Source organism: [Flexibacter] sp. ATCC 35103 (assembly GCF_001975985.1).
Classification (GTDB): domain Bacteria; phylum Bacteroidota; class Bacteroidia; order Flavobacteriales; family Flavobacteriaceae; genus Flavobacterium.
Genome location: NZ_MTQF01000004.1, coordinates 321,537 through 340,092, shown reverse-complemented (window position 1 = coordinate 340,092; position 18,556 = coordinate 321,537). Strand labels below are relative to the sequence as shown.

Below are 18,556 nucleotides of genomic sequence, written 5' to 3'. Positions count from 1 at the left end.
TAGTTTTTACTATTTTAACCATTTTACCAAAGCTTCTTCTACCGTTCCTTTTATGATTGGTTTTGAGATATAATCATCCATTCCTGCAGAGATACATTTGTTTCTTTCGTCTTTTTCTGCTCCCGCAGTTACGGCAATTATAGGGATATCTTTACCTATAATGGTGTTTCTAATTGCTTTTGTAGTTTCGTAACCATTCATGATTGGCATCTGGATATCCATAAAAACAAGGTCCGGATTAATAGTCTCAAATTGATTTACGGCTTCATAGCCATTTTCACATTCGTAGATATAAGCTGTACTGTAGAGGTTTTTAATAATGGTTTTTAGTAATAACATGTTTACTTTGTTATCCTCTACAATCAAAAACGTAATGTGTTTATGGTTCGTAGTGATTCCATTTGAGCTTAATTCAAGATTGATTTTTTTAAGTTCGGAATTGTATTTTTCATTAATACTCTGATTGCTTGTTTTTAAATTTAAATCAAAATAAAAGTTACTTCCTTTATCAATTTGGCTTTCCAGCTGAAGTTTACTTTCCATTAAGGCTAATAACTGATTCGAAATTGTTAAACCTAAACCGGTGCCTCCAAATTTTCGCGTTGTGGAACTATCTTCTTGTGAAAAAGCTTTGAAAATTTTCTTTTGGTTTTTCTCCAGAATTCCAATTCCGGTATCTACAACAGAGAATCTAATAACGCAATTGTTGTTTTTATTTTTTTCTAAAACAGAAACATTCAGTTTGATAGAGCCTTCATTCGTGAATTTTACCGCGTTCGAAAGTAAATTGATTAAAATTTGCTTGATCCTCACAATATCAGTCCAGATATATTTAGGAACATCCGGATCTACATTTAATTCTAACTTAAGATTTTTCTGGTTTGATTCATAAACAATTAAATCAAAAACCTGACCCAGCACTTTTTTAATATCATACAGATCAATAAAAAGTTCGAGTTTTCCGGCTTCGATTTTAGAAAAATCAAGAATATCATTTATAATCTCTAACAGTGAATGTGCTGACTGATTGATGGTTGTCATGTATTTTTCCTGAATTTCCTCCAGTTCAGTTTTCATCAATAAATGCGTAAAACCTATGATCCCGTTTAGTGGCGTTCTGATTTCATGCGACATATTGGCAAGAAAATCAGATTTGGATTTATTAGCTGCTTCAGCAAGTTGTTTGGCTTTTATGGCATCTTCAGTTTCTTTTTTGTTGGTGATGTCAAAATAAATTCCGCCCACAAATTCAATTTCATCCCCTTTTTTTATAACGTCGCCAAATTCTTCTACCCAAATGTATTCACCGGTCTTTCGACGAATTCTATACACATTGTGCAGTGGCATTCCGGCTTGTAAATTATCAATCTGATTGCTAATAACTTCATCTTTGTCGTCCGGATGAATTAGCGATAAAAAGGATAAATTATTCTCTATGAATTCAGATTTTGAATATCCTGTCAGGTTTAGGATTTCATCGTTAAGAAATATCTTGGTCGAAAAAGCATCAAACTTAGACAAGTAAACTGTGCCGGGAATATTGTTGGCAATTAATTTAAATTTCTGTTCGCTTTCGAGAATTCGGGTCTCATTTCTATTTCTTTCCAGAGCTGATGAAATGTTGTTGGCAAGAACCTGAAAGATATAAATCTCTTCATCAGACCATTTTCTTTCTTTTGTACAATCATCAAAACCAATAAAACCAGTAAAAATATCGTTGATGTACAATGGTAAAATCAAAATCGACTGAATTTCGTTTTCGATTAATAATTGTTTAAAAAAAGTATCTTCGAGTTTACGGGTATGGGTGTTTAAAATCTTTTTGTTTTGCGCCGCTTCGTAGATTTCCTGCAGATTATCTTTGGTAAGTTGTCGTAATTCGGTTATTTGGTGTTCGATTCCTTTTCTCGACCATTTGTATTTTTGAGAAACAGTATCTGTTGTAAAGTCTCTTTCATAATAGTACATATGATCGACTTTTGCGGCTTTACCAATTAAATCGTATGTTTCCTGAAACATTTCATGAGTTGTTTTGCTCAATAAAAATTTCTCGGTACATAAAGAAAGCGCAGAAAGTAACTGACTTTTAAACTCTAACCTGCGTTCAGCTTCAAGGCGCATTTGCGACGAAATGGCTAAGGAAATCACATCAGAGATTGTTCTGGCATAATTAATATCCTCATTATCCCAATCTCTTTTTTCATCTGTACTTTCAAAACAAACCACACCTGCCAATTGTCCGTTTAAAAAAATCGGGACATCCAGCATTGACTTAATATGATTTTTAGTAAAATATAATCGTTGGAATTCTGATGTTTCTAATTTATTAAAAACATCCGGAGCATTTATGATGGCCTTGCTTTTTAAGGTTTCAAAATAAATGGGATAGGATTCCTTATCCAGAATATTTTTGTCACTTAAGTTTTGATTGTCTACGCTAAATAGATTTTTACAAGTAATTAAATCGTTGTAATATTTCCAGAAACTTACGCGATTTGTTTTGCTGACTGTCGCTGCTTCTTTAATAATATAATCTATGACAGAATCTAAATTATCGTATTGGCTAAAATCTGAGGTCGATAATTTTTTTGTAGAACTGTTATAAGACTCGATTTTTTTAAGACGCTTTTTCTTCTCGTTTTCTATGTTTTTAATATCTGTAATATCACGTGCTATACCAGCAAAACCAATAGTTTGTTCGAGATCATTCTTGCGAACAATTATTTTTTGTGAAATCCATAATGTTTTTCCATTTTTCTTTAAAATCGGAATTTCGATTGTTGGAAAATTGTTCTCGTTGATCTCCAGATTTTCGTAGAAGTCAACCGCATTTCTCTGATAATTTTCATGAATAAAATTAGAATAATGCTGTCCGATAATTTCATCTTCAGAATATCCTAAAATCGAAAACCCAAATTCATTTACAAAAGTAAAATAACCATCAGTGTCAATTTCAAAAATAATATCAGTAGCAGTCTGAATTAGATTTTTGTATTGATCGCGAACATTTATTTGTTCTGTAACGTCCTGACCAATACTGATAATTAAATCTTCAGAGAATTTTTTGTCTTTCCATTGAATGTATTTATACTCACCATTTTTGCTTTTTAATTTCCGGATATACAGTTTGTTTTCTTCGTGATTGAGGTTTTTTATATCAGCAATAAACTCTGTTTCTTTTGTTAATTTCCAGAATTTCAAACCCATTACATCATCTGGCAAATAGCCTAAGATTGAGGTGATGGTTTCGCTGCAAAAAACGACTTCATTTTTTTTATTGGTAGCAATTGTCAGGGAATTTCCTTTATGAACAATTTCATTTGTAAACCTGAAATTATCTTTGTTATTTAATAAAACAGCATATTTAACCTGATTAATTATAAAGACAATAATACAGTAGTTGATCAGTAAAATGGATGATTTTATGGGGATAAGATGAAAAATAACATTTATAATCAGATAGATAAACACAATCCCAACAAAAGCCCAATATACTTTTATGGGTTTTAAAATGCTGTATGAAAAGTAAAATGAGATTAAAAAAGCCACGATAGGAACGACATCATTATCCAGATATATAATGTTATAGCCTACATAAACAAGAAAGCTTAAAAATAGTGCAATAAAAATTTGCTGGACTTTGTTGCGTAGAAATTGGACTTTATCTGTGATGAGGTAAATCAGGAGAACTGCTGAGCCAATTGTTACATTTAAAACCAATAAACTGCGAGGTCTGATTTTAAATATTTCATTGATGATTTCGATAACGATAATGGCGATACCAAAAAATAAAAGATAAAGCTGATATTCTCTGTTGGCAGTTTCGGTTTCTAATTTCTTTTCGATAAAATAACCAATCCTGGCTTTGATCTTAAAAAATTGGTAAACGAGAATTCCCAGAAACCCAAATAATGATAATCCTAAAATAATGAGTTTAGGATTATTATAAAAAATAATATCTGAAGTAAAAACATACCAGTTTGCAATAATTGATTTTAGGCCATTGCCAATAACGGCAATTCCAGAAATCAACGAATTGAAGAAACTATAGTTTTCTACCATAGAATTCGGGGTATGTTTGGTTTAGTAAATGTCTTTTTGAAAAAATCTAAAAGTAGAGTAGGTTAAGCCCTGCTTGTGCTTAGAATTTTCGGTTTTATTCTAAATCCGATTGCCCAATAGTATCAATTGGATCTTCTTTGTCATTTTTAAAAATTGAAAAATATATAGTATATGTAATTGAATAACTAAGCGGAACAGTAAAAAGGATTCCTATAAAAAGTGCCAGAAAGCCTACGAATAAAGCAACTACAATAGTTATCATTAAACTTAAGAGGACAAAAGGCTGTTTTAAAATAAGAATGAAGCTTGATTTGATTGCATTAATGGCATTTAGGTTTCCAAATATTATAAGAGGAACCATTAGAAACGTAAAATAGGAGATCAATAATGAGATTATAATGCCTAAACTATTTAGCTTTTGAGTTTCAAGATAGGTCGTTATTATACCTCCTAATAATGAAATAAGCAACGTGCCAATAAAAAGCTGGAAAAAATGACGGGTTTTATAATACGTGAAAATTGTAGAAACTTTAAATTCCTGATCTTTATCTGCGCACTCTGCCATTTTTAAAAATCCGGCAGCAAAAGGGCTTAATATGGCAGAAAAAAATGCTGTTCCCAACAAATAATAAACAAGGTTGATTTGTGATAAATGTTGTGTTTGTATGTTGAAAAATTCAGGGTTGCTTAATTTATTGATTCCATAAATTGCAGCTAAAATACTATAAGCGATTACACCAAACAATATCGAAAATACAAGAAGTATTAATCCGGCATAAAGCGCTATTTTTTTATAGTTTTCAAAAGCATTGTTAAAGACAGTTGAAAAATCTAAGGTATAGCCATGATTCTTAATGTCTTTGATTTGATCAATTGTGGATTTCATTTTTTGTAAAAGTAGAATTGTTTTATATTCTGGGATTTAAGATAAATAATGTGACGTAAATATAATATTTTTAATCAAATTCATATGAAAATCTCAAAAACATTACGAAATTGTTTTTTGTTGTTACATCCAGTCCAATATTCTTTTAATAGTGGCTAATTTATCTTTGTAAGGTGCGTATCTCATGGGTAAATCCAGCCAGTTTGCTTTTTTTACAACTGCTTTATGATGCGAAAAAATATCGAAACTCAACTGACCATGATATGCGCCGATTCCGCTATGTCCAACACCGCCAAAAGGCAGCCTTTTATTAGAAAAATGAACGACTGTATCGTTGATACAACCACCTCCAAATGAGTAGGTTTTGATTAATTTTCTGGCAAACGATTTATTTTCGCTAAAAATATAAAATGCAAGGGGTTTCTCATAACGTCTGATTACGTTTTCAATGTCAGCTTCTGTTTCATAAGTAAGAATTGGTAAAATGGGTCCAAAAATTTCTTCTTTCATCACCGGACTGTCCAATGCGGGTTCTTCAATTAATGTTGGAGATATGTAAAGTTTATTAGCATCTGTTTCTGCGCCAAAAATTACTTTTTCGGCTTCTATCATATTAGCGAGCCTTAACCAGTTTTTAGTATTGATAATACGTGCAAAATCAGGTGATTTTTCTAATTTTTTACCGTAAGATTTTATGATTTCTTCGATTAAAAAAGAGATGAAATTAACTTTCATGTTTTTTTGAACCAAAATATAATCGGGAGCAATACAAGTTTGTCCGGCATTAATGAATTTTCCCCATACAATGCGTTTTGCGGCCAGTTTTAGATTCGCAGTTTCATCAACAATACAAGGATTTTTTCCGCCTAATTCTAATGTTACGGGCGTTAAATTTTCGGCTGCGGCTTTGGCAACAATTTTTCCAACAGAGACACTTCCTGTAAAGAAAATATAATCCCAACGTTGTGCCAGTAATTTATTAGAGACTTCAACACCGCCTTCAAAAACTTCGACATGACTAACGTGGAATGTTTTTTCGATTATCTTCGAAATGATCGCTGAGGTATTGGGCGTAAGTTCAGAGGGTTTTAAAACAACTCTGTTTCCGGCTGCCACAGCAGAAATCAAAGGGCATAATGCCAATTGAAAAGGATAATTCCAAGGTGCAATAACCAACACGTTTCCGTAAGGTTCTTTATAAATATAATCTGTAGAAGGAAAGTTGAGAAGTGATGGTAAAACACGTTTTCGTTTTGCCCATTTATGGATGTTTTTTATCGTGTCTTTCAGTTCCGAAATAACATAATTTGTTTCGGTTAAAACAGCTTCAAATTCTGGCTTTTTAAAATCATCGTATAAAGCTTTTACAATTAAGTCTTCGCTTTTCTGAATGTTATACAACAATTTTTTTAGCGTTTCTTTTCTGTATCCGATGTCGTTTTTATAGTCCATTTTTGTGATTCGCTTGATTTTTCCTATGCAAGTTAATCGATAAAATTTAAAAATTTCTGAATTGTATCATAAAATCAGAGTGCATTCCAAATTGTTTCATCCGGAGTTGGCGCAACAATTGTAATGTTCTCTTTAGAAACAGGATGTACAAAAACCAGTTTTCTGGCATGAAGGTGAATTCCTCCGTCTGGATTACTTCGGTCAAAACCATATTTTAAATCCCCTTTTATAGGAGATCCAATCGCTGCTAATTGTGCCCTGATTTGATGATGACGCCCTGTATGTAAATTGATTTCCAGCGCCACATAATTCTGAAGCTCCTTAAAAACAGTATAGTCTAAACTGGCTAATTTACTGTCCGGAACTTCTTTTAAATGTGCTTTTGAAGTGTTGTTTTTTTCGTTTCTCTTTAAATAATGAACCAATTTAGCACTTGTTTCCTGAGGTTTATTCTTGACAACTGCCCAATATGTTTTTTGCGTTTCACGATTGCTGAACATTTCGTTCATTCGGGTTAAGGCTTTGCTCGTTCTGGCAAAAACAACAATTCCGGTTGTAGGACGATCTAAACGATGAATTACACCCAGAAATACATCGCCGGGTTTATTGTATTTGTCTTTAATGTATTCTTTTACAACATCAGATAAAGGTTTGTCACCCGTTTTATCACCCTGAACAATATCGCCCACACGCTTGTTTACGACAATTATATGGTTGTCTTCGTGTAGAATTTGGAGGTTATTTTTATTGGATAGAATTTTCATTTTAGACTGGCTTAGATTTTTAGACTGACTTAGACTGACTTAGACTTCTTAGACTTAGATTTTTTAGATTTATTTTTTTATACTATTAAAGTCGCTCTAAATCTGGATGTCATTTTTGTAATTTCTTCTAACATATGGATTAATTCACTAGTTTTTTCTTCATTAATGAATCCTAAATCAGATGAGATTAAAAGTTGCGTTTCTACTTCGTAAGCAGAACCAATTGCAATTTCTAAAAATCTCGCAAAATCTTTATTGGATTTTCTTGAGGAACCTTCTGCTATGTTTGAAGGAATAGAAACAGAAGCTCTTCGTAATTGATTCGTTATTCCAAATTTCTCTTCACTTGGAAAAGTAGAAGTTACGCTATAAATTTTAGAACAAAATAACCTGCTTTTTTTCCAAATTAAAAGCTCTTTAAATTGATGCATATTTTAAGATTTAGATTAGATGTCTCAGATATTAGACTTCTTCGATTTATGTTTTAATGAACTAAAGAGTGAAATCTAAGAAGTCTAAGTCAGTCTAAAAATCTAAGTAAGTCTAATCTAATATTGTTCTCTCTCGTTTGGGAAATCACTTGACTTAACATCAGCGGCATATTGGCCAATTGCTTTTGTCATTTCTTCGTATAGGTTTAAGTAACGACGCAAGAAACGCGGACTAAATTCGTTGTTCATTCCTAACATATCGTGAATCACCAAAACCTGTCCGTCAACACCACCTCCGGCACCGATACCAATAACAGGAATTGAAATACTTTCAGCCACTTTTTGAGCTAAATCGGCTGGTATTTTTTCTAAAACAATTCCAAAACAACCAATTTTCTCTAAGAGTTTGGCATCTTCAATTAGTTTTTCAGCTTCCTGGTCTTCTTTGGCACGAACGCTGTAAGTTCCAAATTTATAGATAGACTGAGGTGTTAAACCCAAATGTCCCATAACCGGGATTCCTGCGTTTAATATTTTTTTGATTGATTCTTTAATTTCTTTTCCTCCTTCAAGTTTTACAGCATGTCCGCCGCTTTCTTTCATGATTCTGATAGCAGAACGCAATGCTTCTTTAGGATCAGACTGGTAACTTCCAAAAGGTAAATCTACCACAACCAAAGCTCTTTCTACAGCACGAACTACAGATGAAGCATGATATATCATTTGATCTAAAGTAATTGGCAATGTCGTTTCGTGACCTGCCATAACATTTGATGCTGAATCGCCCACTAAAATCACATCGACTCCTGCGGTGTCAACAATTTTAGCCATTGTAAAATCGTAAGCCGTTAGCATAGAGATTTTTTCTCCATTGCTTTTCATTTCGATTAATGACTTTGTTGTGATTCTTTTATAATCTTTTTTTGCTACTGACATTTTGTTTTTTTTTGAAGATGTAAAAGTATTGAATAATTATAGATTGAAATCAGCAATAGAAGAATATTTCGATGGTAAATAACTTTCCATCTTTAAATTCTAATCTAAATTCGCTGTCTTCTATTTGTATTGAGTAAGAATGTGGTGCTTTTATAGAAGCGCCAATATAAGTACCGTATTTTTCTATAAATGCCTTTTCAGATAGTGTGTGATCTAATATTGCATTTGGATTTAAAACCAGTTTATTGTTTTCGTTTAGGAATACTTTAGTGATTTCTGCCTGATTTTTTTGCTCGTCTACAGAAGCTTGCAAGTCTGGATAATAATAAAAAAGTTCGCTTAGATAAACACCGCATTCATCGCTTACATTTGCCTTTTTGGGAGGTTTTCCAAATATTTTTACCAGATCTTTTTGAGTCAGGTACCAGGCTTTGGTTTTTAATCCTTTCAAAACGAATTCTGATTTTTTAACGAAAGCCAGGATCTCTTCCGGTTTTTTATGTTTGGATACTCCTTTGGCTATAGCTATATTTAGCTCTGTATCAGCCAGAAGTTTAGGATCGTTTAATTGCTTTACAACTTCATAATGCCTTTGATAAGCAGGAGCTAATGTTGTGTTGTCACTATTCCAGGCGAGTTCTACAAGTCGTTCACCAATGGTTTTGCGTTCTGTAATATTAGTAACATCGAGTTTGTCAAATTCTTTTATTAAAGTATTGAAATCAGGTCTGTTTCCAACAAATTTTCTTAAGGTAAATTTGGCATATTCGTCACTAAACTGACCGCTAATATTTACCCATTCATCCTGATTTTTTGGTAAATAATTTATGGCTACAGGATCGCCGGTATATAGGATTTCCTTAATTTTTGAATTTTTATCTGGTTGTGCACGTGCCTTTAAACCGGCTACTAAAACAAAAAGGTGGTTTCCTCCATAGTAATTGTCTCCGCCTTCTAAAATAGGATTTTCATTGTCTTTGACTTTAATATCTTTTGCATTTAATCTTGTGGCGACATATTTTTCAGGAATATAACCCTCAGATAAGTTATCGGCTTTTATTTTATACCAGCCATTTTTGCTTTCGGATAATAATTGTACTTCGGCACCATATCTAAAATAGCCCAGAAATTCAGCAGAATTGTTTGGTGAAGTATATAAACGCGTATCCGAATTAAGGAAATAGCGTTCTTGTGAATGCAATAAAACGGAGCAAAATAATAAGATTAAGAGAAAGTACTGTTTTTTCATGAAGTTGATTTTGATTTTTTGCCACGAATTCACGAATTATTTTTTCACGCAGATTTAAAAAGATTTAAGCCGATAAGCGCAGATTAATTTAATAAAAATCTAAAATTAATTTGCTCTAATCTTTCAAATCTGCGTGAAACAAAAATATTTTTTAACAATCTGCCATATTTACGGCAATTGCCAATCCGCCTTCAGAGGTTTCTTTGTATTTAGAATTCATGTCTTTTGCGGTTTGCCACATGGTATTGATCACTTTATCCAATGGCACTTTTGCATTTTTAGAATCAGTTTCAAGCGCTAATTCGGCAGCATTTATGGCTTTTATGGCACCCATTGTATTTCTTTCGATACAAGGAATCTGAACCAATCCGCCAATTGGGTCGCAGGTTAAACCAAGATGATGTTCCATTGCGATTTCGGCAGCCATTAAAACCTGAGCAGGAGTTCCGCCCATTAATTCGCAAAGTGCCGCGGCGGCCATAGATGATGAAACGCCAATTTCGGCCTGACAACCGCCCATAGCGGCTGAAATGGTTGATCCTTTTTTGAAGATACTTCCAATTTCTCCGGCAACCATCAAAAATTGTTTGATTTCTTTTTCGCCTGCATTATGGTTTTCGATTACCAGATAATACATTAAAACAGCCGGAATTACACCAGCGCTTCCGTTTGTAGGCGCTGTAACTACGCGGCCTAAAGAAGCATTTACCTCATTTACGGCAAGTGCAAAACAACTTACCCATTTTAAGATCTGACGAAATTTTACTTCGGTTTTTCTAATTTCTTCCAGCCACGTTTGCGGGTTCGAATAATTCGATAAACCTATTAAGTTTTGGTGCATATCAAAAGCTCTTCGGCGAACGTTTAATCCGCCCGGAAGGACGCCTCCGGTATGACAACCAATATACATACATTCTAACATTGTGTTCCAGATACGCATTAATTCAGAATGAATTTCTGCTTCGGGACGCATCGATTTTTCGTTTTCATACACAATTTCAGATATTGATTTGTTCTCTGAAACCGTATAATTTAAAAGCTCAACAGCATTTTGAATCGGGAAGGGGAAAGCACATTTAATAACCTCTTTGATTTTGGCATTTGTACGTTCTTCTTTAACGACAAAACCTCCTCCAATAGAATAAAAAGTAGATTCATATTCAGAATCATCCTCTTTATAGGCAGTGAATTTTAATCCGTTGGCATGAAAAGGAAGAAACTCTTTATTGAAAACAATATCCTGAAGAAAATAGAACGGAATTCTATATTCGTTTGCCAGAATAATTTCGTTTGTATCTTCGATAGTTTTAATGATTCCCGCAATATCATCAATAGGAATATATTCGGGATCTTGTCCGCTTAAACCCAGCATCACAGACAAATCTGTAGCGTGACCTTTTCCGGTTAAAGAAAGAGATCCGTATAAGTCTACTTTTACACGTTTAATCTGGTCTAAAATTGATTCGTCTTTTAACTCTTCTAAAAAACGTTCTGCGGCTCTCCAAGGCCCTAAAGTATGAGAACTTGAGGGACCAACGCCAATTTTAAGCATATCAAAAACAGAGATACATTCTTCCATTGTGCAATATTTATTAAGACAAAGATAATTGAATAATGCAATGAACATTTATTTTCGTTTGTTAATGTTGCAGTTTTGTTAAAAAATATATTAAATATTAATAATTTGGCAACGAAACATTTTTTATTGCTTAATATGCGGTTTTCGTGAAAAGTTCGCATTTTTTTTAGGTATTTTTGTAATGAAGCAATCACTAAAGAATCCGATTTTTTCGTTTTAAATAAATCGGTAAATACTTCTTGGTTTTATTTTAATTTGAATACTCTTTTTACGAAAAACTAAAATAACTCAGAGAAGATAAAATTACATTATGATAGAATTTTTCAAGCATTTTTTACAAGAATTCGAATTACCACTCAGCAACCCAGTATTGATTTTTTCTTTGATACTTTTCATTATTCTGTTGTCACCTATTTTACTAAAAAAAATAAATATTCCAGGAATTATCGGTCTTATCATTTCCGGAGTTATCATTGGGCCACACGGACTTAATATTCTGGCAAAAAATTCAGCCGTAGATTTATTCTCCACAATCGGACTTTTATACATTATGTTTATTGCGGGTCTGGAATTGGATATGAATGAGTTTAAGGCCAATAGAAATAAGAGTTTATTATTTGGTTTCTTCACGTTTATTTTTCCTTTAACGATTGGTTTTCCGGTTTGTTATTATTTATTGCAATATGATTTTAATGCCAGTTTCTTGACTGCGAGTATGTTTGCAACGCACACGCTTGTAGCTTACCCAATTGTGAGTAAACTTGGTATCGCAAAAAATCAGGCCGTTGCCATTACCGTTGGTGGAACTATTTTAACGGATACTGCCGTTTTGATCATTTTGGCGGTTATTATGGGAAGCAGTCAGGGAAACCTGAATCAGGCTTTCTGGATAAAATTAACGGTTTCACTGGCAATTTTCTCCGCTATTATGTTTCTGGTTATTCCAAGAATTGCCAAATGGTTTTTTAAGAAATTGGAAAGTGAAAAACATGCTCATTATATATTCGTATTATCTGTCGTTTTCTTTGCAGCATTTTTAGCCGAAGTAGCAGGAGTAGAGCCAATTATTGGGGCGTTCGTTGCTGGTTTGGCATTAAATCCACTGATTCCGCATTCGTCTGCATTAATGAATAGAATTGAGTTTATTGGAAATTCATTGTTTATTCCGTTTTTCCTGATTTCTGTAGGAATGCTGGTAGATATTAGCGTAATCCTTAGCGGACCAACGGCTTTAATTGTAGCCGGTACTTTGAGTGTTGTGGCTATTTTTGGAAAATGGATCGCCGCTTTTTTTACACAAATCGTTTTTAAATATACAAAGACCGAAAGACAGCTTATCTTCGGGTTAAGCAGTGCACATGCTGCAGCAACTTTAGCAGTTATTCTGGTTGGATTTAAAGCGAAAATCCTGGATGAAAATATCCTTAACGGAACTATTATTCTAATTTTAATTACGTGTATCGTAGCTTCTTTCGCAACTGAAAAAGCAGCAAAAAAAATTGCGATTTGCGAAGAAGAAGTTTCACATGAAGATGCTCACAGCGATCAGATTTTAGACGAACATATTTTGATTCCTTTAGCAAAAACTTCGGCTACAGCCACTTTATTAGACTTTGCACTTTTGATAAAGGATAAAAAATCAGCTAATCCAGTGACTTTATTAACGATTGTTCCCAATAATGATCAGGCTGAGAAAAATATTTTAAAGTATAGAAAAGCAGTTGATAAATTTGTAATTCAGGGATCAGCATCTGAAGTGAAAATAAATACGATTGCGAGAATCGACCATAATCCTGCAAGCGGAATTGCGAGAACATCAAAAGAAATCATGTCGGATATTGTGATTGTGGGCTGGCCAAGAAAAACAGGTTTCCTGGATAAAATTTTTGGAGAAAACGTAGATTCAATTATCAACAATGTAGACAAGAGTTTATTTATCTGCAGGTTTCAAAAGACTTTTATAGAAGAAAAAAGATTGGTTTTTATTTGTCCGCCTTTTTCAGAAAGAGGAGTTGGTTTTCACCTTTTATTACAGAAAATATGCCGTTTGTCACAAGAATTAAGTATTCCGATTGTGATTTATGCCGAGTATAAGACACATCAGGCGATCCAGCAAGTTGCCGCTAATTTAAAACTAAATGCAAAATTAGGCTTCAAAAGTATTCTGGATTGGGATGATTTCGAATCAATCTCAGATGAAATCAAACCAACCGATCTGATTGTATTTAATTTATCCAGAAAAGGTTCTGTTTCCTATCAGTCGATCTTTGATAAATTGCCTCAGAAATTCGAAAAATCATTCAATGAAAACAACTTGATTTTAGTGTATGCCCATGACGATCGCAAAGGAACTTCTATGGATGCATATGAAGATTTTACTGCTACGCCATTGACAAAAGGTCTTGAAGCGATAGAACAAATAGGTCGTGGTTTAGGGAATATCCTGAAGAAAGGATAAAAAATAAACCTATTTTAAGATAGTTTTAATTATATGAAAAATTCTGAAAAAGTAGATCAATTTATAGCTAATAATGATGAATCAGTAATTAAGGATTATCATGATAAATTGTTTGAAAATTTAACGGTATTGAATGAAAGACATGATAAGTTAATTCTGTGGGAAATTATTATTATTTTTCTTTATTTATTTGCGGGGAATATTAAAATTGAAAATTTGAATTTAGGACCTGTATCTATAACTGATACTTCTTTATTATTGAAATTAATACCTTTGGTTTTTGTGTATCTTTTGTATGATTTAAATTCAGTAAGTTATCAAAAGAAAGAAATTTTGTTCGCATTTAATATTATAACCAGAGTTAGATTTGATAAATTGTTTAAAGAAGAAGATTCTAATAGTTACTTGAGCAGAATTTATAAACCTTATGCTTTTACAAATTCAATTTCAAATTTTATTAATGAAAAGGCAAAAAAAGTCGAAATTACTTTTGGTTTACTTGTATTGATTCCCGTAATTTTAATCGGATTTATTCCATTTTATATTATATTTTCAATGTTGAGAGATGTTTATACTAATCACATGAATGACTTACTAGGTAAAATTTCTTTTTTTATTACTATATGGTTAACTATTGTCGTTGCCTATAAAAGAATTGCTACGGTACTGATGAATGGTCGTAAAGAAAATTAATGATGTTTTTAATGTTGTAATAAAAATGAATCACAAAACCATAGCCATATCAACACTTCAATATTCTGAAAGTTTTATTGTAATTTAAGTTTTGAAGAGATAGTTTGAGGTTTAGGTAATATTTTAAAGAAAGGATAATTATATTATATTAATTTTTACAATTGAAAAATGATAGTAAAGTTTCCATTAATTGTATTGACATTTATAACTTTTGCAGTAACTGCACAAACCAAAATGAAAAAAGCAGAAGAACTTATAGATAAAGCAGATCCGGGCTGGACAATTGTCGAAGATTGGATTAAAACAGCAAAAAACAAAGTAGAAGTTTTACCCGTAGATGCATCAAAAGCGAAAGATGCCTTATACAAAACCCAGGTTACAACGCGTTCGTCAATGGGAGCAATAGTTTTTATGACAGGCGGTCTTTTAATTGATGACGGCTGGATCAGGATTTTGGGTTCAGGAAATTTAAAATTTAATCGTACACTTCCGGATTGGAACAAAGGAAAATCGTTTAAGGAGTTTGGTGAAACACCTCCTTTTTTATTGATTGCAGATGATGCAATAGGTGGTTTTTATCTTTTAAATGGAGGAGGATTAGGAACGGATGTTGGAAAAGTCTATTATTTTTCGCCTGATAATCTGGAGTATGAACAACTGGATATTACGTATTCTGAATTTTTAGGATTTTGTTTTAATAATGATTTGGATAAGTTTTACGAAGGCAACAGATGGAATGGCTGGAGACAGGAAGTTTCTAAATTGAAAGGGGATGAAGTTTTTAATTTTTATCCATTTCTTTGGTCTGCCGAAGGAAGTGATATAAATAAAAGTTCCCGCAAAATTATTCCGGTTCAGGAACAATACAGTCTAAATCTGGATTTGAGAAAACAACTTGGATTTGATAAATAAAAATTAGTTTTGAGTGGTGTAAATAATTTTAAATAAGAGAAAGATGAATCACAAAGCAACATCAATCCGACCTTTTATTGGAGCAAAAGATTTTGAAGTCTCCAGAACTTTTTACTGTGATTTAGGTTTTGAAGAAACCGTATTAGAGTCTAATTTTTCTGTTTTTAAAACAGGGGATTTAGCCTTTTATCTTCAGGATTATTATGCAAAAGAATGGATAGAAAATACCATGATTTTTCTTGAAGTCGAGGATGTCGATTATTATTACAATCAGTTATTAGCTTTGAACGTAACTGAAAAATATGGTGTAAAACTAACGCCAATTCGCCACTTAGACTGGGGAAGCGAATGTTTTTTACACGATCCTTCAGGTATTTTATGGCATTTTGGCAAGTTTAATAAATAATTTTAATGCTTGAAGTTTTCCACGAATTACACTAATTAGAATAAACTTAAAAATTCCAATTTTTGAAATTCGGGACTAAAAATTCAAATAATAAAATCAGCCAGATGAATGGTGTTTTCTTCTCTCTGGTACCAATTATTATAAACCAATTCTAAGTTTTTTACTTTTAATTCTCCAAAATCATAATCACGAAATTTCTCTGTGATTTCTATTAACTTTTCTGGATTTTGAAGCGTTTCCTGAAATCGCATTACAGTAGAATGTGCTGCTGCAATGGCGTATCGGCTATCGATACTTTGTTCCAAATCTGATTTTTTAAAGTTCTCACGCAGTTTATCCCTGAAGTTATTCAAAGATTCATCTGTAGGGAAACCCTGGATCATCACTGCAGAAGGAGAAGCTGTTACACCGCGAAACTCAATATTTATTTTATCCAGATGCACAAGACTTTGCTGAATCACGTTGATATAATCCTTAATCTCGATTTTGTCTAAAGTAAACCCTTCGTAACACGAAATAATTGAGAGCACGGTAATGTGAAGATCTGAATCCGGATAATAATATTGTTCAGGATTTGTCGCCTTTAGTTCTTCTAAAAACAACTGAATATTTGCTTTAATAGTTTCGTTTGGGCGGATAAGTAAAGTGATTCCAAATCGGGAATCTGAAGTGTCTTTTATTTGTGTATCAAATTTATAATTTCCTTCTAAAATAGATTCAGATGATGTTTTGTAAAGTTGATTGTAATGCTGGATTAAGTTCATTTAAAATTATTTCTTTTTTACTTTTTCAATATTTTCTTTTACTCTGAATTTTACAATTCTGGTAATCAATTCATATGGTATTGGCTGCTTCAAAGGAAATTGTACAGAACCTTTTCCTGATTTATATTTTAAAAGTTCTTCCTTAAAAGCTTCATGACCGCTTGGCAAAGCATATAAACCAATATGATTTTTGAAAGCGGCAAAATAAACTACGATTCCGTTTTGATCAAAAGCTGGCATCGAATAACTGATTTTCTCCTTGGCATCAGGCGCTGCTTTCTGAATCGTTGTTCTTATTTTTTCTAAAATCTCCTGAACATCATTAGGAAATGCACCAATATATTCATCAATATTTTCCGGTTTTTTTGTATCCATGGTTTTGTTTTTTTTAGTTTCAGGTTTCACGTTTCAAGTCCGCTTAGTAACTTTAAACTTGAAACCTGAAACTTTAAACTTTTTACGCTAATCCCTTAGGAAATCGATCTAATACCAGATTCAACTGAATATTGTGTTCTAAATATGCTTTTGCTCCTGCTAAAACTAACGTAAAACCTTCTGTTGAATTGCGAACCTGATCGATTATTTTATCATGATCTCCTTTTAGACCGGAATTAATAATGCTTACAAATGTTTCATTTTCGTCTAACGCATTAAAAATCCATTCTACAATGGTGCTTTCATCAGGATTTCCCCATTCGATTACGATTTTTTTATTTTCCTGCAAAACATGAGTTGTTACGGTTAATGAAAAACCATACATTTCCCAAGTCCATTCGGTTTTTGTGTCTTGTTCTAATTTTCCGGAACCTTTTGTGAACCAAAATTTACTTGTTATTTCCGGATTTATAAAAGCCTGAAAAACTTCTGAAACAGGTTTTCTAATCAGCATTTCGGCTTTTGCGAAGTGGTTGTTTTCTGTTTTCATTTTTTATTGGTAAAAGATTGTTTGTAAAATGTTGTTTGTAAGATGTAAAATTTGAATAAAGTTTAGTTTGTCATTTCGATCCCGATGCTTCGGGATCGAAATGACAAAAATGGCGCATAACCTGAAACTTGAAACAAAAAAACTTGAAACATTTTTCCAGCCCCTAATTTAAGAAAGAAATCTCAAATACATTCAATAAAAAAATCCACAAAGGTTTTCACCTGTATGGATTTTAAATGCTGGAAATATATTCCTATTCCCGTATTGTAGTTTATTATTTAGTGCCATTTCAGCAATACACGATTGCCTTTAAAATAAAACGAATTTATACCTTATTCTTATCGATCCATTTTCCCACGGCAGGAGCAACATAATTTTTCATTTGATCTAATAAATCATCAATGTTATCGCTTACCAAAAGCATTTGTTGATTTACATCTTTCAATAAACCTTTCTCTACCATAACCTTCGTTAATTCGATCAGGGCATCATAAAAACCGTTGATGTTCAAGATGGCAATTGGTTTTTTGTGAAGTCCTAATTGTGCCCAGGTCAGCATTTCGAAAAGCTCTTCAAGAGTTCCAAAACCACCCGGAAGCGCAATTACACCATCGCATAAATCGCTCATTTTGGTTTTTCTTTCATGCATGCTTTCCACCAAAATTAATTCGGTTAAACCGAGATGGGCAATTTCTTTCGATCTTAAAAAATTTGGTAAAACGCCAATTGCTTTCCCGCCTTCATTTAAAACTCCATCGGCTACAGCACCCATTAAACCAACGTTTGCTCCACCGTAAACCAATTCTATATTTTGTTGTGCTAATTTTTTTCCCAGTAATTCGGCTTGTTCTTTATAAATTTCTTCGGTACCAAAGCTTGATCCGCAGAAAACTGTAATTCTTTTCATTCTATATATGTTAGAAGTTATATGTTGTTAGTTAAATGTTGAAGTTATAATTTTAATCAAATATTTTAAATCTGTGTTCTGTGCCGTTAGGTACTAAATATTGGTAGAAAAGATACATTATAATATATTTAG

The 18,556-nt window shown here is 32.7% G+C and carries 16 protein-coding genes; 4 read left to right on the top strand and 12 right to left on the bottom strand.

Going from position 1 to position 18,556, the window contains the following annotated elements; translation table 11 throughout:
* Positions 1-9 precede the first annotated feature (9 nt).
* The 8 genes from BXU01_RS09525 to BXU01_RS09490 form a co-directional block, all read right to left on the bottom strand.
* Positions 10-4,062 (bottom strand): PAS domain S-box protein, encoded by a 4,053-nt coding sequence (locus tag BXU01_RS09525; protein WP_083692957.1) that lies wholly within the window; start codon positions 4,060-4,062, stop codon positions 10-12.
* 94 nt (positions 4,063-4,156) lie between these two features.
* Positions 4,157-4,948 carry a hypothetical protein gene (locus BXU01_RS09520; RefSeq protein ID WP_083692956.1) on the bottom strand — a complete coding sequence of 264 codons (792 nt, stop codon included), beginning with the start codon at positions 4,946-4,948 and terminating at the stop codon, positions 4,157-4,159.
* Positions 4,949-5,071: 123 nt separating this feature from the next.
* On the bottom strand, positions 5,072-6,400 hold the full coding sequence (locus tag BXU01_RS09515) for an aldehyde dehydrogenase (RefSeq protein ID WP_083692955.1): 1,329 nt from the start codon (positions 6,398-6,400) through the stop codon (positions 5,072-5,074).
* 74 nt (positions 6,401-6,474) lie between these two features.
* The gene (locus tag BXU01_RS09510; protein ID WP_083692954.1) at positions 6,475-7,164 is read right to left on the bottom strand and encodes an RluA family pseudouridine synthase; all 690 of its coding nucleotides are present in this window, start codon (positions 7,162-7,164) and stop codon (positions 6,475-6,477) included.
* Positions 7,165-7,241: 77 nt separating this feature from the next.
* A complete protein-coding gene (locus tag BXU01_RS09505; protein WP_083692953.1) occupies positions 7,242-7,595 on the bottom strand; it encodes a four helix bundle protein in 354 nt (117 codons plus the stop codon).
* A gap of 117 nt (positions 7,596-7,712) precedes the next feature.
* Entirely contained in the window at positions 7,713-8,531 is an 819-nt protein-coding gene (gene panB / locus BXU01_RS09500; protein WP_083692952.1) for a 3-methyl-2-oxobutanoate hydroxymethyltransferase, read from the bottom strand.
* 49 nt (positions 8,532-8,580) lie between these two features.
* The gene (locus BXU01_RS09495; RefSeq protein ID WP_083692951.1) at positions 8,581-9,780 is read right to left on the bottom strand and encodes an SH3 domain-containing protein; all 1,200 of its coding nucleotides are present in this window, start codon (positions 9,778-9,780) and stop codon (positions 8,581-8,583) included.
* A 151-nt stretch (positions 9,781-9,931) separates the two neighbouring features.
* Positions 9,932-11,359: an L-serine ammonia-lyase gene (locus BXU01_RS09490; protein WP_083692950.1), complete on the bottom strand. Its 1,428-nt coding sequence runs from the start codon at positions 11,357-11,359 to the stop codon at positions 9,932-9,934.
* Positions 11,360-11,669: 310 nt separating this feature from the next.
* Here BXU01_RS09490 and BXU01_RS09485 point away from each other — a divergent pair, with 310 nt between their 5' ends.
* The 4 genes from BXU01_RS09485 (at position 11,670) to BXU01_RS09470 (ending at position 15,828) form a co-directional block, all read left to right on the top strand.
* Positions 11,670-13,817, top strand: coding sequence for a cation:proton antiporter (locus BXU01_RS09485; RefSeq protein WP_083692949.1), 2,148 nt, complete (start codon positions 11,670-11,672; stop codon positions 13,815-13,817).
* A gap of 33 nt (positions 13,818-13,850) precedes the next feature.
* Positions 13,851-14,510, top strand: coding sequence for a hypothetical protein (locus BXU01_RS09480; protein ID WP_083692948.1), 660 nt, complete (start codon positions 13,851-13,853; stop codon positions 14,508-14,510).
* A gap of 168 nt (positions 14,511-14,678) precedes the next feature.
* Positions 14,679-15,422, top strand: coding sequence for a DUF2625 domain-containing protein (locus BXU01_RS09475; protein WP_206196612.1), 744 nt, complete (start codon positions 14,679-14,681; stop codon positions 15,420-15,422).
* A gap of 43 nt (positions 15,423-15,465) precedes the next feature.
* The gene (locus tag BXU01_RS09470) at positions 15,466-15,828 is read left to right on the top strand and encodes a VOC family protein (RefSeq protein ID WP_083692947.1); all 363 of its coding nucleotides are present in this window, start codon (positions 15,466-15,468) and stop codon (positions 15,826-15,828) included.
* 83 nt (positions 15,829-15,911) lie between these two features.
* On the opposite strand, the gene BXU01_RS09465 is transcribed toward BXU01_RS09470, so the two are convergent.
* The 4 genes from BXU01_RS09465 to BXU01_RS09450 form a co-directional block, all read right to left on the bottom strand.
* Positions 15,912-16,592: a mutarotase gene (locus BXU01_RS09465; protein ID WP_083692946.1), complete on the bottom strand. Its 681-nt coding sequence runs from the start codon at positions 16,590-16,592 to the stop codon at positions 15,912-15,914.
* Positions 16,593-16,598: 6 nt separating this feature from the next.
* On the bottom strand, positions 16,599-16,967 hold the full coding sequence (locus tag BXU01_RS09460; RefSeq protein ID WP_083693284.1) for an iron chaperone: 369 nt from the start codon (positions 16,965-16,967) through the stop codon (positions 16,599-16,601).
* Between the two features lie 82 nt (positions 16,968-17,049).
* Complete coding sequence (locus tag BXU01_RS09455; RefSeq protein WP_083692945.1) at positions 17,050-17,517, bottom strand: SRPBCC family protein; 468 nt, start codon at positions 17,515-17,517, stop codon at positions 17,050-17,052.
* 325 nt (positions 17,518-17,842) lie between these two features.
* Positions 17,843-18,424 (bottom strand): TIGR00730 family Rossman fold protein, encoded by a 582-nt coding sequence (locus tag BXU01_RS09450; RefSeq protein ID WP_083692944.1) that lies wholly within the window; start codon positions 18,422-18,424, stop codon positions 17,843-17,845.
* Positions 18,425-18,556: the final 132 nt, after the last annotated feature.

What these genes read in the sequence shown, in the direction of transcription:
- BXU01_RS09525 (WP_083692957.1), bottom strand. Translation starts at nt 4,062, where the DNA reads ATGGTAGAAAACTATAGTTTCTTCAATTCGTTGATTTCTGGAATTGCC.
- BXU01_RS09520 (WP_083692956.1), bottom strand. Translation starts at nt 4,948, where the DNA reads ATGAAATCCACAATTGATCAAATCAAAGACATTAAGAATCATGGCTAT.
- BXU01_RS09515 (WP_083692955.1), bottom strand. Translation starts at nt 6,400, where the DNA reads ATGGACTATAAAAACGACATCGGATACAGAAAAGAAACGCTAAAAAAA.
- BXU01_RS09510 (WP_083692954.1), bottom strand. Translation starts at nt 7,164, where the DNA reads ATGAAAATTCTATCCAATAAAAATAACCTCCAAATTCTACACGAAGAC.
- BXU01_RS09505 (WP_083692953.1), bottom strand. Translation starts at nt 7,595, where the DNA reads ATGCATCAATTTAAAGAGCTTTTAATTTGGAAAAAAAGCAGGTTATTT.
- panB (WP_083692952.1), bottom strand. Translation starts at nt 8,531, where the DNA reads ATGTCAGTAGCAAAAAAAGATTATAAAAGAATCACAACAAAGTCATTA.
- BXU01_RS09495 (WP_083692951.1), bottom strand. Translation starts at nt 9,780, where the DNA reads ATGAAAAAACAGTACTTTCTCTTAATCTTATTATTTTGCTCCGTTTTA.
- BXU01_RS09490 (WP_083692950.1), bottom strand. Translation starts at nt 11,359, where the DNA reads ATGGAAGAATGTATCTCTGTTTTTGATATGCTTAAAATTGGCGTTGGT.
- BXU01_RS09485 (WP_083692949.1), top strand. Translation starts at nt 11,670, where the DNA reads ATGATAGAATTTTTCAAGCATTTTTTACAAGAATTCGAATTACCACTC.
- BXU01_RS09480 (WP_083692948.1), top strand. Translation starts at nt 13,851, where the DNA reads ATGAAAAATTCTGAAAAAGTAGATCAATTTATAGCTAATAATGATGAA.
- BXU01_RS09475 (WP_206196612.1), top strand. Translation starts at nt 14,679, where the DNA reads ATGATAGTAAAGTTTCCATTAATTGTATTGACATTTATAACTTTTGCA.
- BXU01_RS09470 (WP_083692947.1), top strand. Translation starts at nt 15,466, where the DNA reads ATGAATCACAAAGCAACATCAATCCGACCTTTTATTGGAGCAAAAGAT.
- BXU01_RS09465 (WP_083692946.1), bottom strand. Translation starts at nt 16,592, where the DNA reads ATGAACTTAATCCAGCATTACAATCAACTTTACAAAACATCATCTGAA.
- BXU01_RS09460 (WP_083693284.1), bottom strand. Translation starts at nt 16,967, where the DNA reads ATGGATACAAAAAAACCGGAAAATATTGATGAATATATTGGTGCATTT.
- BXU01_RS09455 (WP_083692945.1), bottom strand. Translation starts at nt 17,517, where the DNA reads ATGAAAACAGAAAACAACCACTTCGCAAAAGCCGAAATGCTGATTAGA.
- BXU01_RS09450 (WP_083692944.1), bottom strand. Translation starts at nt 18,424, where the DNA reads ATGAAAAGAATTACAGTTTTCTGCGGATCAAGCTTTGGTACCGAAGAA.